Source organism: Gordonia sp. 'Campus' (genome assembly GCF_022206305.1).
In the GTDB taxonomy this organism is placed as follows: Bacteria; Actinomycetota; Actinomycetes; order Mycobacteriales; family Mycobacteriaceae; genus Gordonia.
This window is the reverse complement of record NZ_JAKOIW010000029.1, coordinates 1-13,661: the sequence shown is the minus strand read 5'-3', so window position 1 is coordinate 13,661 and position 13,661 is coordinate 1. Positions and strand designations below refer to the sequence as shown.

The 13,661-nt window shown below is 67.6% G+C and carries 15 protein-coding genes; 9 read left to right on the top strand and 6 right to left on the bottom strand.

All coding sequences use genetic code 11. From position 1 onward, the window contains the following. Nucleotides 1–81: 81 nt before the first annotated feature. Both MAY35_RS21600 and MAY35_RS21595 read right to left on the bottom strand, forming a co-directional pair. Nucleotides 82–567, bottom strand: a complete 486-nt coding sequence (locus MAY35_RS21600; protein WP_238423337.1) for a nucleoside deaminase — start codon at nucleotides 565–567, stop codon at nucleotides 82–84. Between the two features lie 40 nt (nucleotides 568–607). After that, the gene (locus MAY35_RS21595) at nucleotides 608–1,414 is read right to left on the bottom strand and encodes a DUF6882 domain-containing protein (protein WP_238423336.1); all 807 of its coding nucleotides are present in this window, start codon (nucleotides 1,412–1,414) and stop codon (nucleotides 608–610) included. A gap of 181 nt (nucleotides 1,415–1,595) precedes the next feature. Between MAY35_RS21595 and MAY35_RS21590 the strand changes: the two genes are divergently transcribed. The 3 genes from MAY35_RS21590 (at nucleotide 1,596) to purB (ending at nucleotide 4,290) form a co-directional block, all read left to right on the top strand. Further along, nucleotides 1,596–2,189 (top strand): TetR/AcrR family transcriptional regulator, encoded by a 594-nt coding sequence (locus tag MAY35_RS21590; protein ID WP_238423359.1) that lies wholly within the window; start codon nucleotides 1,596–1,598, stop codon nucleotides 2,187–2,189. 155 nt (nucleotides 2,190–2,344) lie between these two features. Beyond that, nucleotides 2,345–2,788 (top strand): hypothetical protein, encoded by a 444-nt coding sequence (locus MAY35_RS21585; protein ID WP_245404377.1) that lies wholly within the window; start codon nucleotides 2,345–2,347, stop codon nucleotides 2,786–2,788. Nucleotides 2,789–2,862: 74 nt separating this feature from the next. Then, entirely contained in the window at nucleotides 2,863–4,290 is a 1,428-nt protein-coding gene (purB, locus tag MAY35_RS21580) for an adenylosuccinate lyase (RefSeq protein ID WP_238423334.1), read from the top strand. Nucleotides 4,291–4,436: 146 nt separating this feature from the next. Here purB and MAY35_RS21575 read toward each other — a convergent pair whose 3' ends face one another. Continuing rightward, nucleotides 4,437–4,727 (bottom strand): SelT/SelW/SelH family protein, encoded by a 291-nt coding sequence (locus MAY35_RS21575; RefSeq protein WP_238423333.1) that lies wholly within the window; start codon nucleotides 4,725–4,727, stop codon nucleotides 4,437–4,439. A 91-nt stretch (nucleotides 4,728–4,818) separates the two neighbouring features. On the opposite strand from MAY35_RS21575, the gene MAY35_RS21570 reads away from it, so the two are divergent. Together MAY35_RS21570 and MAY35_RS21565 are read left to right on the top strand one after the other, a co-directional pair. Further along, on the top strand, nucleotides 4,819–5,718 hold the full coding sequence (locus MAY35_RS21570) for a phosphoribosylaminoimidazolesuccinocarboxamide synthase (protein ID WP_238423332.1): 900 nt from the start codon (nucleotides 4,819–4,821) through the stop codon (nucleotides 5,716–5,718). Next, entirely contained in the window at nucleotides 5,715–7,874 is a 2,160-nt protein-coding gene (locus MAY35_RS21565) for a S9 family peptidase (RefSeq protein WP_238423331.1), read from the top strand. The genes MAY35_RS21570 and MAY35_RS21565 overlap by 4 nt, the downstream gene beginning before the upstream one ends. Before the next feature lie 87 nt (nucleotides 7,875–7,961). On the opposite strand, the gene MAY35_RS21560 is transcribed toward MAY35_RS21565, so the two are convergent. Both MAY35_RS21560 and MAY35_RS21555 read right to left on the bottom strand, forming a co-directional pair. Further along, nucleotides 7,962–9,509 (bottom strand): DHA2 family efflux MFS transporter permease subunit, encoded by a 1,548-nt coding sequence (locus MAY35_RS21560; protein WP_238423330.1) that lies wholly within the window; start codon nucleotides 9,507–9,509, stop codon nucleotides 7,962–7,964. Continuing rightward, nucleotides 9,506–10,012, bottom strand: coding sequence for a MarR family winged helix-turn-helix transcriptional regulator (locus MAY35_RS21555; protein WP_374237997.1), 507 nt, complete (start codon nucleotides 10,010–10,012; stop codon nucleotides 9,506–9,508). The genes MAY35_RS21560 and MAY35_RS21555 overlap by 4 nt, the downstream gene beginning before the upstream one ends. 125 nt (nucleotides 10,013–10,137) lie before the next feature. On the opposite strand from MAY35_RS21555, the gene MAY35_RS21550 reads away from it, so the two are divergent. From MAY35_RS21550 to MAY35_RS21535, 4 genes are all read left to right on the top strand, one after another. After that, a complete protein-coding gene (locus MAY35_RS21550; protein WP_238423328.1) occupies nucleotides 10,138–10,620 on the top strand; it encodes a glutathione peroxidase in 483 nt (160 codons plus the stop codon). 95 nt (nucleotides 10,621–10,715) lie between these two features. Further along, nucleotides 10,716–10,955, top strand: coding sequence for a phosphoribosylformylglycinamidine synthase subunit PurS (gene purS / locus MAY35_RS21545; protein ID WP_004020746.1), 240 nt, complete (start codon nucleotides 10,716–10,718; stop codon nucleotides 10,953–10,955). A 9-nt stretch (nucleotides 10,956–10,964) separates the two neighbouring features. Continuing rightward, nucleotides 10,965–11,645, top strand: coding sequence for a phosphoribosylformylglycinamidine synthase subunit PurQ (purQ, locus tag MAY35_RS21540; protein WP_238423327.1), 681 nt, complete (start codon nucleotides 10,965–10,967; stop codon nucleotides 11,643–11,645). A 29-nt stretch (nucleotides 11,646–11,674) separates the two neighbouring features. Continuing rightward, on the top strand, nucleotides 11,675–12,967 hold the full coding sequence (locus MAY35_RS21535; protein WP_238423326.1) for a M18 family aminopeptidase: 1,293 nt from the start codon (nucleotides 11,675–11,677) through the stop codon (nucleotides 12,965–12,967). A gap of 145 nt (nucleotides 12,968–13,112) precedes the next feature. Here the strand turns inward: MAY35_RS21535 and MAY35_RS21530 are convergent. Beyond that, nucleotides 13,113–13,661, bottom strand: a 549-nt coding sequence (locus MAY35_RS21530) for a lytic transglycosylase domain-containing protein (RefSeq protein ID WP_238423325.1), incomplete at its 5' end; no start/stop codon positions are given.

The following is a 13,661-nucleotide window of genomic DNA, read 5'->3' as shown; positions in this document are numbered from 1 at the left end:
GGTCTGTTCGGGGGACACCGAGCGCAGTGTCGATGCGCTGCGCGAGACGCGCATCGGTGAACTCGACGACGGTGGGCCGCCCTAGGAGCCGGGGTGCCAGAACCCGGCGTGGACCTCGCGCGCCGTGTCGAGCGGGTACGGACCGCGCACGGCGATGTCCCGGGTGCCTGCGGCGAAGATCTGACGGCAGGGCACCGCGAGCGTGGGGTTGGCCGGGTCGTCGCCGGTCATCGACCGCAACTCGTCCTCACCGAGTGCGTACACCACGGTTCCGATGCCCGCCCAGTAGATCGCGCCGGCGCACATCGCACAGGGTTCGGTGCTGGTGTACAGCGTGTACGCGGACAATTCGGCCGGGTCCAGGTGGCCGACGGCCCGGACCGCGTTGGTCTCGGCATGGCCGGTGGGGTCTCGATCGGTGTCGACCGAGTTGCGTCCCTCCGCGACCACGGTGCCGTCCGGCGCGGCCACCAACGACCCGAACGGATGGTCACCCCGGGCGCGGGCCTGTGCGGCGAGCTCGATCGCCCGGGAGAGGAGAGGGATGTCGCGGTCGGCGGTCGGCATCTGACGATGGTCGCATGCGGAATGTGTCGCCGGCGGTCGGTCAGGACCGCCCCGCGAGGTCGCAGCTGAAGTCGACGGGGCGGGCACGACGGTCGAACTCGACGTGCGCGACGGAGACACCGTCGGTGACGTCGCAGATCGGGGACCGCCCGCCGTCGGTACCGGCGCGCCAATTGATGTGCCAGCCCTGGCGCGCCGCCATGCCGTGGATTGCGACCCGATGATCGTTGACGGCAAGTGATCTCATCATCGACGGCATCCGGGTCGCGAAGTCGGCGAAGCTCGGCTCGGGGAGGGTTATGTCGTCGAGCAGGAACACCGCGAGGTCGCCGCCCTGACCGGTGTCCCCGTCGACCCTGCCTTTGCCGTCGACCCTGTTCTCCCCGTCGTCGAGGCGCGCCGTGCAGTAGGGGCTGATGCCGGTGCTCTCGACCGCCGCTGCGGCGACGACGTCGACGGCCTCGGTGCGCCGGTCCGCGGCTTCGTCGCGAGACAGCTTCGGCGGCAACTCTATTCGCGGGACGGCGAAGTCGTCGATACCGAACCGGGCGCCCGCCTCCCGCAAGGCGGATGCGGGTCCGGACGGATCCCCTCGGGGATGAGCCCAGCCCCACACGATCGCCGCGGGTTCGATCACCGCGATGAGGGTGGCGCGCGACCGCACCACGCGACGCCCGGCCGGGCCGGTGGCGTCGAGGGAGGTGAAGTCGACCGTTCGCTCGGTCGGGTCGCACCGTACGGCGAACGTGCCGAGGCGTTCGCGGAGAAAGTCGGCGAACGCGACCTGCCGCAGGCAGGTGTAGAGCGCCGAGTAATCGGCGACAGCGTGGAGGCCGTCGAACTGCATGGGCTCACGGTAACCGCGGGCGGGGCGGGCCAAACCCCGTGTCCGACGTCCGACTGACGTTCGCGATCGGATCGCGATCCCGCCGAGGATTGCACGTTCTTATACGGGAATGCGACTGCGCGCGCGCTGCTTTGGTAAAAGCAATACGGCGGTACCGGCCCTTTGGCAGCATGAACGCATGATGACGTCGGCGGCGACACCCAAGGGTGCGCGTCGGCGGTCTCGGTTGATCGAGGCCGCCGGTGAACTGCTGCTCGAAGGCGGCTTCGATGCCGTGCGCCATCGCGCGGTCGCCGAACGTGCACAGCTCCCGCTGGCGTCGACGACCTATTACTTCGGCTCGCTCGACGACCTGATGGCCGAGGCCGCCGCCAACCTGTGCAGCCACGACGAGATCGCAGTCGCCGCGCGCTGCAACGCTCTTCCGCGTCGACACCGTGGCAGCAGCGCCACCGCGAGCGCGCTGGCGGACGTCTTCGTGGGATCGGACACGACGATCCAGCAGCTGTCCGCGCGATACGAGATGATCGCCCTCGCCGCCCGCTATCCGCGTCTGCGCGAGGTCGTCGCGGTCCGCGGACAGTCGCTCGCGCTTCACCATTGCGAGGTGCTCGTCAAGTCGCATCGCGTGGCCGACCCCGTCCACATCGCCCAGCTGATCGGCATCGAGGACGGTGCCATCGTCGGTGCGCTGGGGCAGACGGCGGTCCGGCCCGTCGACGCGGTGCGCGACGCCCTGCTCGACGTCGTCGACGTCCTGGCGCCACGGGAGTGACGGGCTCGCGGCCGCCCGCCCCGGAAAGCTCCCGAAAGGGCCGCACGAGGCGACGGCCGATGACACGATGGGGCCTCAGGTCACCATTCGGCGGGAGGTTTCGGATGTCGGGGGATCGGATGTCGGCGGAGAGAGAAATCGTGGATCGCGTGTCGATGGCGCAGCGCGGTCGCGGGGGATCAAGGCCTCGTCGACGACGACCGCGGGCCGGGTTCGTCGCGGCTCTCGTCGTACCGGTTCTGGCCGCGCTGGGTCTCGTCGGGACGGCGCTCGCACCGTCGGCGCAGGCGGCTCCGGCCGGCCGTGTCGACGCGTCCGCGGCGTTCTCGTCGGCCGTCTACGGCACCGGGTGCACGTATCCGCTCACGATGCCGGTCAATTCGTCGGGCTGGGTCGAGTTCTACGAGGTCAGGGCCGGTGTTCCGCCGCGGTTGGTCGGACGGGACCTACCGCAGGGCGCGCTGGCGTCGACCACCTGGGTGCCCCATCGCATCGGTGACAAGTATCTGTACGCGGTGCAGAACGGCAAGGTCTCGCAGCCGACGTTCGTCCGCGTCCGCCAGGGCTACGGCTCCAACGGCACCTGCGTGGCGTTCTGACCCATCCCGTGGCCGGGCTCGGGTCCCTGCGGCGGTTTTTGAGGATCTGATCGGCGGCCACCTACACTGGGCGGGTGTCGAAGCCTGCCATTGCCAACGTCCTGGCCAGCCGCTATGCCTCCGCCGAGCTCACCGAGCTGTGGTCGGCGAGCACCAAGATCGAACTCGAACGGCAACTGTGGATCGCGGTGCTCAAGGCCCAGCGGGACCTCGGCATCGACGTCCCGGCCGACGCCATCGCCGACTACGAGCGCGTGGTCGGGCAGGTCGACCTCGCCTCGATCGCCGACCGCGAACGGGTCACCCGCCACGACGTGAAGGCGCGCATCGAGGAGTTCAACGCCCTCGCCGGCCATGAGCAGATCCACAAGGGCATGACCAGCCGCGATCTCACCGAGAACGTGGAGCAGCTGCAGATCCTGCGATCGCTCGAGCATGTCCACGCCCACGGTGTCGCGGTGCTGGCTCGCATCGTCGCCCGCGCCGCCGACTACTCGTCGGTCGTGATGGCCGGCCGCAGCCACAACGTCGCGGCCCAGGCCACCACCCTGGGCAAGCGATTCGCCTCGGCGGCCGACGAACTCATGATCGCGCTCACCCGGTTGCGCGACCTCATCGACCGCTACCCGCTGCGTGGGATCAAGGGACCGATGGGGACCTCGCAGGACATGCTCGACCTGCTCGGCGGCGATGCCGTCAAGCTCGCCGATCTCGAGTCGCGCGTCGCCGACCACCTCGGATTCGCCCGCTCCTTCACCTCGGTGGGCCAGATCTACCCGCGGTCGCTCGATCACGACGTCGTCTCGGCCCTGGTGCAGATCGCTGCCGCGCCGTCCTCGCTGGCGCACACCATCCGGCTCATGGCCGGTCACGAACTGGTGACCGAGGGCTTCCAGCCCGGCCAGGTCGGCAGCTCGGCGATGCCGCACAAGATGAACACCCGCAGCTGCGAGCGCGTCAACGGACTCGCCGTGGTCCTGCGCGGCTACGGGTCGATGGCCGCCGAGTTGGCCGGCGCCCAGTGGAACGAGGGCGACGTGTTCTGTTCGGTGGTGCGTCGGGTCGCGCTCCCCGACGCGTTCTTCGCGATCGACGGACTCATGGAGACCTTCCTGACGGTCCTCGACGAGTTCGGCGCCTACCCCGCGGTGATCGCCAACGAGCTCGACCGCTACCTGCCGTTCCTGGCGACCACCAAAGTCCTCATGGCCGCGGTGCGCGCGGGGGTCGGGCGCGAGACCGCCCACGAGGCGATCAAGGAGAACGCCGTCGCGGTTGCTCTGGCGATGCGCGAAGAGGGTCGCGAACCCGACCTGTTGGACCGCCTCGCCGCCGACGAGCGTCTCCCGCTCGACCGTGCGCAGCTCGACGCACTGCTCGCCGACAAGACCGCCTTCGTGGGAGCGGCCGAGCAACAGGTCGCCGACGTCATCGCGGCCGCGGAGAAGATCATCGGGCAGTACCCCGACGCCGCCGGTTACGCCCCGGCGCCGATTCTCTAAGGGCCGTGCCCCTGTTCGCTGAGGTGTGCGCGGGGGGAGCGGGCGACGCAGTGAATGGGTCTCCGCAGAAGCGCTACTTCGGTGCCACGTGCGCTAGTTCTAGCTAGCGCTGATCGGTGTCAGGTAGCGCACCTGTCGAGTGAGGGTCACTCGGGGGCGGCGGCGTCGGAGTGGCCGAGATTCCAGTCCGGAAGCGCGGTGTCGCGAACGCGTCGCTTGAGTTCGGCGGCGCCGGGGAACCCGCCGTCGCTCTTTCGATCCCAGATCCGCGTCCCGTCCACGTCGATGACGAACACCCCGCCGGTGCCGGGGACGAGGGTGACCGAGCCGAGATCGGTACCGAAGGTGTTCAGCAGCTCCGATGCCATCCACGACGCCCGCAGCAGCCAGTTGCACTGGGTGCAGTAGGTGATGGTGATGTGGGGCGACGCGTCCATCGGTCCAGGATGTCAGAGGGGCCCGCCGACGCGCACCGGCGGAAGGTCCCTGCCGCCCCGCGGGTGCGCCCCACCCTCTAGGGTCGAGTCCATGCGTCCTGAACTGCAGTCCTACCGCCATCTGGCGTCGGGGAAGGTCCGCGAGATCTACGAGATCGACGCCGACACCCTGCTGTTGGTGGCGTCCGACCGGATCTCCGCCTACGACCACGTCCTGAGTCCCGCGATCCCCGACAAGGGACGCATCCTCACGGCGATGAGCTTCTTCTGGTTCGACGAGCTCGGTGTGCCCAACCACCTCGCGGGTGGCCCGGACGACGAGCGGATCCCGGCTCGCGTCGTCGGGCGGTCGATGGTGGTGCGCAGACTGCCGATGGTGCAGGTCGAGTGTGTCGCCCGTGGCTACCTGACCGGCTCGGGTCTGCTCGACTACGAGGCCACCGGCGCCGTGTGCGGTGTCGAGCTCCCGGCGGGACTGACGGAGGCGAGCAGACTCCCCGAGCCCATCTTCACGCCCGCGACCAAGGCCGCCCAGGGCGAGCACGACGAGAACATCAGCTTCGAGCGGGTCGTCGAGCAGGAAGGGGAGGAGTTGGCGCAGGCTCTGCGCGCGGCGACCCTCGACATCTACGGGCGCGGCGCGGCGGTCGCAGCCGAACGCGGAATCATCCTCGCCGACACGAAGTTCGAGTTCGGTCGCGGACCCGACGGCGATCTCGTTCTCGCCGACGAGGTGCTCACCCCCGACTCGTCTCGCTACTGGGAGTCCGCCACCTACGAGGCGGGCAAGGTGCAGCCGAGCTTCGACAAGCAGATCGTGCGGAACTGGCTCACGAGCGCCGAATCCGGTTGGGACAGAGCGTCGGACGAGGCGCCGCCGGAGTTGCCCGACGACGTCGTGGACCGCACGCGGCAGCGCTATATCGATGCCTACGAGTGGATCTCGCAGAAGTCCTTTGCCGACTGGCCCGATGCGGAGGTGGTCTCGTGACCGACGAGAAGAACGATGCCAGCGTCCGCGAGGTGACCCCGCCGGTGGCCAAGAAGGTTCCCACCGAGCGCATCCACCACGGCGACACCTTCGTCGACGATTACGAGTGGTTGCGCGACAAGGACGATCCCGAGGTGATCGCCTACCTCGAGGCGCAGAACGCGTTCACCGAAGCGCACACAGAGCAGCTGGCCGATCTGCGCTCCCAGATCTTCACCGAGATCAAGAGCCGCACCAAGGAAACCGACATGTCGGTGCCCAACCGGCGCGGGCGGTTCTGGTACTACGGTCGCACCCACGAGGGCAAGCAGTATGCGACGTCCTGCCGGTGCCCCATTCGCTCCGACGACGACTGGGTACCCCCGGAGGTCGGCGACGATCCGCTTCCCGGCGAGGAGATCCTGCTCGACGCCAACGTGGAGGCGGAGGGGCACGACTTCTTCAGTCTGGGCGCGTTGACCGTCAGCGACGACGGGAACTGGCTCGCCTACAGCACCGACGTCGTCGGGGACGAGCGATACACGCTGCGCATCAAGGATCTTCGCACCGGTGACCTTCTGCCCGACGAGGTCGCCGACACCTCGGGGAGTGCGGTGTGGTCGGCCGATGCCCGACACGTCTTCTACTCGACGGTCGATGCCGCGTGGCGTCCGGACACGGTGTGGCGCCACGACATCGGTGCCGGGACCGACGACGTGAAGGTCTTCCACGAGCCCGACGAGCGGTTCTGGGTCGGCATGGGCACCACGCGCAGCGACAAGTATCTCGTCATCGGGGTCGGATCGAAGATCACCTCGGAGAGCTACCTGCTCCCCGCCGACGATCCGACCGGTGAATTCGTGAGTGTCGCACCACGTGTCGACGGTGTGGAGTACAGCGTCGAGCATGCGGTCATCGGGGGTGACGATTACCTCGTCATCGTCCACAACGATGTCCGCGACGGGCAGAAGGCGGAGAACTTCGCCATCGACCTCGCACCCGTCGACGACCCCTCCGCCCGCCGGGAACTCATCGCACACGACCCGCAGCGACGCATCGAGGACCTCGACGCCTTCGCCGACTACCTCGTGCTGTCGTACCGACGGGATGCGTTGCCGCGTCTGGCGATCGCCGACCTGCGGGACATCGACGGCATGCCGTCGGAGTCGGACTTCGCCGAGGTCGCCTTCGACCAGGAGTTGAGTTCGGCGGGTCTCGCGGCCAACCCGGAGTGGAGTGCTCCGAAACTCCGGATCGGGTACGGAAGCTTCATCGAGCCGGCCGAGTTGTTCGAGCTCGACGTCGCCACCGGTGAGCGCACACTCCTCAAGCGTCAACCGGTCCTCGGTGGTTACGACCCGGCCGATTACGTGCAGTCCCGCGAATGGGCGGTCGCCGACGACGGCACCCGCATCCCGCTGTCGGTGTTGCGGCGCAAGGAGACCGACGCGTCCAGGCCGGCCCCACTCCTGCTCTACGGTTACGGCTCCTACGAGGCGAGCATCGATCCGTATTTCTCGGTGGCCCGGTTGTCGATGCTCGACCGGGGCATGGTCTTCGTCCTCGCCCACATCCGCGGCGGCGGTGAGATGGGCCGGTACTGGTACGAGAACGGCAAGGAACTCAGCAAGAAGAACACCTTCACCGACTTCGTCGCAGCCGGTCGCCATCTCGTCGAAGCCGGGTGGACGACACCGCAGCAGATGGTCGCCGAAGGTGGTTCGGCCGGCGGACTGCTCGTCGGCGCGGTGGCCAATCTGGCCCCGGAGCTGTTCAACGGCATCCTCGCGTCGGTTCCGTTCGTCGACGCGCTGAACTCGATCCTCGATCCGTCGTTGCCGCTCACCGTCATCGAGTGGGACGAGTGGGGCGACCCGCTCCACGATCCGAAGGTCTACGAGTACATGAAGACCTACACGCCCTACGAGAACGTCGAGGCGAAGCCGTATCCGCCCATCCTCGCGCTGACCTCACTGAACGACACCCGGGTGCTGTTCACCGAGGCCGCGAAATGGGTTGCGCGGCTTCAGGACAAGTCGACGTCGGGAAACCCGATCCTGCTCAAGACCGAGATGTCGGCGGGACACGGCGGCGTCAGCGGCCGATACAAGCAGTGGGAAGAGGTCGCCTTCGAGCTCGCGTGGATCCTCCAGCAGTCGGGCGCGCTCGACGACTGACCCCATTGTTCGACAGAACCGCACAGAGCCCCGCCGGCGCGATGCCGGCGGGGCTCTGTGCATTCGTGGTGCCAGTTCTGACTGGCGTCAGTGCATCATGATCGGACCGCGGTCCATGTCCTCTTCGGTGAGCGGCGACGCGATCTTCTTGCGGGGCAGGAAGAACGCCGGGATCAACGTCAGGACGATCAGCACCACCGAGATGGTGAACGTGTTGGAGAACACGTCGGCAGCGGTCTCGAAGAACGACTCCGGCAGCGGATTCGGCACGCCCGGGGGCAGCGGTGCGTCGGAGGTGTTCGCCATGATCGCGAGACCGGCCTCTGGCTTGCTCGCCAGGCTGGCGGCCAGGATCACCGAGATCACCGCGGTGCCGATCGACGTCGCCGACTGCTGGATCACGTTGAGCAGCGTCGATCCGTCGGGCACCTGCTTGTTGCTGAGGGTGGCCAGCGCCGAGGACATGATCGGCATCATCGTCATACCCATACCGAGGCCCTGGACGAACAGCGAACCGCAGATCAGCCAGTAGGAGGTGTCGGCGCCGAGGAACATGAACGTGCTGAGTCCCAGCACGATCAGGACGATGCCCACCAGTACGAACTTGCCCGGACCCATCTTGTCGGTGAGTCGTCCCGCGATCGGCATCGTCACCATCGCGCCGATGCCCTGTGGGGCGAGGAGCAGGCCCGCGGCCAAGGTGGACTCGCCACGCACGCCGATGAAGTACTGCGGGAACAACAGTGCGGCACCGAAGAAGGCGACCATGAACAGCACCATCGTCACGACGGCGACGCTCAGCGTCCGATTGGCGAACAGCCGCAGATCGAGCAGCGGGTTCTTCTTGCGGAGTGCATGGAGGATGAACGCGACGATCAGGATCGCACCGACGATCATCGGGATCAGCACCGTCCCGGACATGAAGGTGCGGTGCTCGGCGCTCGAGGAGATGCCGAACAGGAACAGCGCGAGGCCGGGTGACAGCAGGAGCAGACCGACGACGTCGAAAGACGGGCGCGTGGTCTCGGCGTCGTCACGCAGGACGATCCACGAGTAGACGAGGGCGATCACGCCGATCGGGACGTTGATCAGGAAGATCCAGTGCCAGCTCAGCTGCTCGATGAGCACGCCGCCCAGGATCGGACCCGAGATCGGGCCGAGGAGCATCGGGATGCCCAGAACCGCCATGACCGAACCGACACGTTCCGGGCCGGCGGCCTTGGTCAGCATCATCATGCCGACCGGCATCAGCATGCCGCCGCCGAGACCCTGGATCACACGGAACGCGACGAGCGCGCCGATGTTCGGGGCGAGAGCACACAGGACCGAACCGAGCGTGAACAGCACGAGCGAGACGAGATACACCCGCTTGGTGCCGAATCGCGAGGCCGCCCAGCTCGACAGCGGGATGACGGCGGCGAGGGCGAGTGTGTAGCCGGTCGCCGTCCAGGCGGCTCCTGCGGCGTCGGTGCCGAACTCCTGCTGGAAGGTGTTCTGCGCGACGGCGACCACGGTGACGTCGAGGATCGACATGATCGCGCCGAGCACGACCACGCCGGCGACCAGCAGGACGTGCCGGTCCAGCTTGGTGTCTGGTGGGCCTTCGTGCAGGTGGCCACCGGTGGATGAAGTCATTCGGGTGTTCCTATTCGATCGGGCAGACAGAAGTGGTCGACGGCGTCGTCGACGATCGGACGTAGTGCGGCGCAGAGCTCGTCCCGCATGTCGGCCGGCAGGTTGGCGACGAAATGCCGGACGGTCTCGTGCTTCACCGCGAGGTGGGTCTCCAGGTAGCGCCGGCCCCCGTCGGTGAGGGAGATGCGCTTGACCCGGCGGTCGGTCGGATCCTCGCGACGGTCGACCAGGCCGCCGCAGACCAGCTTGTCCACCGTCCGGCCAGCGGCCGCCAGGGACAGTTGCACCTGTTCGGCGATGGCGTTGACCGACATCGGTCCGGTGTGACAACCGAGCGCGGAGAGGATTCGCAACTGGGAGAACGTGATCTCCGTGGCTGCGAGACTTTCCAGGGCCTCGGGCCGGCTCAGGTCGATGAGCCGGTCCAGGAATGTGTTGAGTGCCGACGACGCGGCGTTCACCGATTCCTCGGCGCCGCTGCTCACTTCACACTCCCCGGGCACCCGAAAATGCTAACCCCGATGCAACTATTGCAGGAACGCAATTATGGGTGACCTTGCGCATAGGTGACGAGCGCTGTGATGCCCGTCTCCCGTCGGGCCCGCGTCGGCCGTCTAATCTTGCGTTCATGGCCAACATCAAGGACATCCCGGTTTCCGGACTCGACGGCTCCGACGTCTCGCTGAACGACTTCGGCGGACCGCTTCTCGTGGTGAACGTCGCCAGCAAGTGCGGACTCACGCCGCAGTACGCCGGCCTCGAAGAGCTCGCGAAGACCTACGGCGACAAGGGCCTCACCGTCGTCGGTGTGCCCTGCAACCAGTTCATGGGTCAGGAGCCCGGCACCGCCGAGGAGATCGCCACCTTCTGCTCGGCGACCTACGGTGTGACGTTTCCGCTGCTGGAGAAGACCGACGTGAACGGCGACGATCGTCACCCGCTGTACGCCGAACTCACCCGGCACGCCGACGCCGACGGCGAGGCGGGCGACATCCAGTGGAATTTCGAGAAGTTTCTCGTCAACGCCGACGGTGAGGTCGTCAACCGCTTCCGTCCGCGCACCGAGCCCACCGACCCGACGGTCATCGCCGCCATCGAATCCGTGCTCTGAGGCGATTTGGCGTACCCGGTAAGCTGACCGGCGTGAACTGATCGGGAATCACCGATCAGGCGACAACCGACCAGCAGACATTTGAGGAGCGGTCCATGGCGCGAGTGGTGGTCGACGTGATGCCCAAAGCCGAGATTCTCGACCCGCAGGGCCAGGCCATCGTCGGTGCCCTGGGTCGGCTCGGGTTCAGCGGTATCGGCGACGTCCGTCAGGGCAAGCGATTCGAACTCGAGGTCGACGATTCGGTGGATGACACGACTCTCGAGCGCATCGCCGAGGAACTCCTGACCAATACGGTCATCGAGAACTTCAACGTCTCGCGCGTCGCGGAGTAGAGGGCAGCCATGACAGCACGTATCGGGGTCATCACCTTCCCCGGAACCCTCGACGACGTCGACGCCGCACGCGCGGTCCGGCTCGCCGGTGCCGAGCCGGTGTCGTTGTGGCACGGCGACGCCGACCTCAAGGGAGTCGACGCGATCATCGTGCCGGGCGGCTTCTCGTACGGCGATTACCTCCGTGCCGGGGCCATCGCGCGATTCGCCCCGGTGATGGGTTCGGTCGTGGAGGCGGCGGGCAAGGGGATGCCGGTCCTCGGCATCTGCAACGGTTTCCAGGTGTTGTGCGAGGCCGGCTTGCTGCCCGGTGCGCTGACCCGCAACGAGGGACTCCACTTCATCTGCCGTGACGAGTGGTTGCGTGTGGAGTCCAACACGACGGCGTGGACGACCCGGTTCGAACAGGGCGCGGAGATTTTGATCCCGTTGAAGTCCGGCGAGGGTCGTTACGTGGCCTCGCAGCGCAAGCTCGAGGAACTCGAAGGGGAGGGCCTGGTCGTGTTCCGGTTCCCGGAGCGCAACCCCAACGGCTCGGCCCTCGAGATCGCCGGTATCTCCAGCCCGAACGGGCGGATCGTCGGCCTGATGCCGCACCCCGAGCACGCCACCGAGCCGCTCACCGGTCCGAGCGACGACGGTCTCGGCCTCTTCTACTCGGTGATCGACTCGGTCCTCGCCTCGGTGTGAGTACGCGGCGCCCCACCTCCGGAGCACAGATGTCCGCATCCCCGACACTGCCGACCACCGCGACCGCACGCGGGCTGGGTCAGTTCATCGACGCCTCGCCCTCGCCCTTCCATGTGTGCGCGACGGTCGCCGCGGAACTCGAGAGTGCCGGGTACACGCGGCTTTTCGAGGATCAGGAGTGGTCCGGTGCCGACCTGGGCGGCACTTCGGCGCGGTGTTACGTGATCCGTGGCGGATCGATCATCGCTTGGGAGGCCGGGGAGTCGTCGGCGTTCCGGATCGTGGGCGGCCACACCGACAGTCCCAACCTGCGTCTGAAGCAGCATCCCGATCGGTCGTCGGCGGGTATCGCGATGATCGCACTCGAGCCGTACGGCGGGGCCTGGTTGAACTCGTGGCTCGATCGCGATCTCGGGCTGTCCGGTCGGCTCGCGTATCGCTCCGGGGATCGGGTCGCACACACGCTGGTGCACGTGACCGAGCCCGTGGTTCGCGTGCCGCAGCTCGCCATTCACCTGTCCGAGGACCGCAAGGGCGTCGCACTCGACCCACAGCGCCACGTGAACGGTGTGTGGGGTCTGGACGACGCCGCACCGCCTGTACTCGACTGGGTGGCGGAGTACGCGGGGATCGATCCCGACTCGCTCCTCGGCTGGGAACTGATGACCCACGACATCGCCCCGTCGGCGATCATCGGCGCCGACGAGAACCTGCTCAGCGCACCACGTCTCGACAATCAGGGCACCTGCTATGCGGGGCTGTGGGCGCTGCTGGACGCCGGGTCGTCGAACCACACGAAGATGCTGGTGCTGTTCGATCACGAAGAGGTCGGCAGCGGTTCCGAACGAGGCGCGGCGTCGGACTTCCTGGGTTCGATCTGTGAGCGAATCGTCCTGGCGCGGGGCGGATCACGCGCGGACTTCCTGCGGTCCATGGCCGCGAGCATCTGCCTGTCGGGCGACATGGCGCATGCCACGCACCCGAACTATCCCGAGCGTCACGAGCCCGGACACCGGATCTCCATCGGCGGCGGGCCGGTCCTGAAGGTGAACCAGAACCTCCGATACGCATCGGACGCCATGGGCGAGGCGGTCTTCGCGCTGGCGTGCGATGCGGCCGGCGTGCCGATGCAGCGCTACGTCCACCGCGCGGACCTGCCCTGCGGATCGACGATCGGGCCGATCACCGCGTCGCGCACCGGACTGGCGACCGTCGACGTGGGTGCGCCACAACTCGCGATGCATTCGGCGCGAGAGCTCATGGGTGCCGCCGACGTACCCATGTATTCGGCTGCGCTGCAGGCCTTTCTGACGCAGAGCTGAAGTAGGGCAGTCGCCGGCCCTTCGAGGCTCGTCGCTTGCGCTCCTCGCGCCTCAGGGAGCAGTGGGGGCGTCGCTTGCGCTCCTCGCACCTCAGGGGTCGGGGGGTCGCTTATGCGCTGCGCACCTCAGGGGGCGGTGGGCGCGATCAGTACTCGCGGGCGAATCCGAGGACCTTGTTCACGTAGTCCATCGAATTGTTGTACCGCAGAACCGCGGTGACCAGAGACGACGAGTCGCGCAGATCGAGGTTCTCGTCGCAGAGGTAGTTCGCGGTGGTGAGTGCGGCGTCGAAGATGTTCTGGGGGTCGGACTTCCCGTCGTGATTGCCGTCGGCGGCGTACATCTTCCACGTCGAGGGCAGGAACTGCATGGGGCCGACCGCGCGATCGTAGACCGGGTCGCCGTCGAGCGAACCGCCGTCGGTGTCGTTGATGACCTCGTTGCCCCCGAGTGAGCCGTCGAGGCGCGGGCCGAAGATCGCACTGCGCAGCGCACCGTCGGGCGTCACGTTGCCCTGGTCGGCGTGGTGGGATTCGACGCGACCGATGCCGGCGATGACCTTCCAGTCGATGCCGCATCGAGGGTGGGTGCTCTTGACGTCGGTGGCTGCCGACTCGTAGGCCTCGTAGTTCGTCACCGGGATCGCGCCGGTCGTCACGCTGGCGGGTCGGACCGGTGGCGGTGGGGCCGGGAG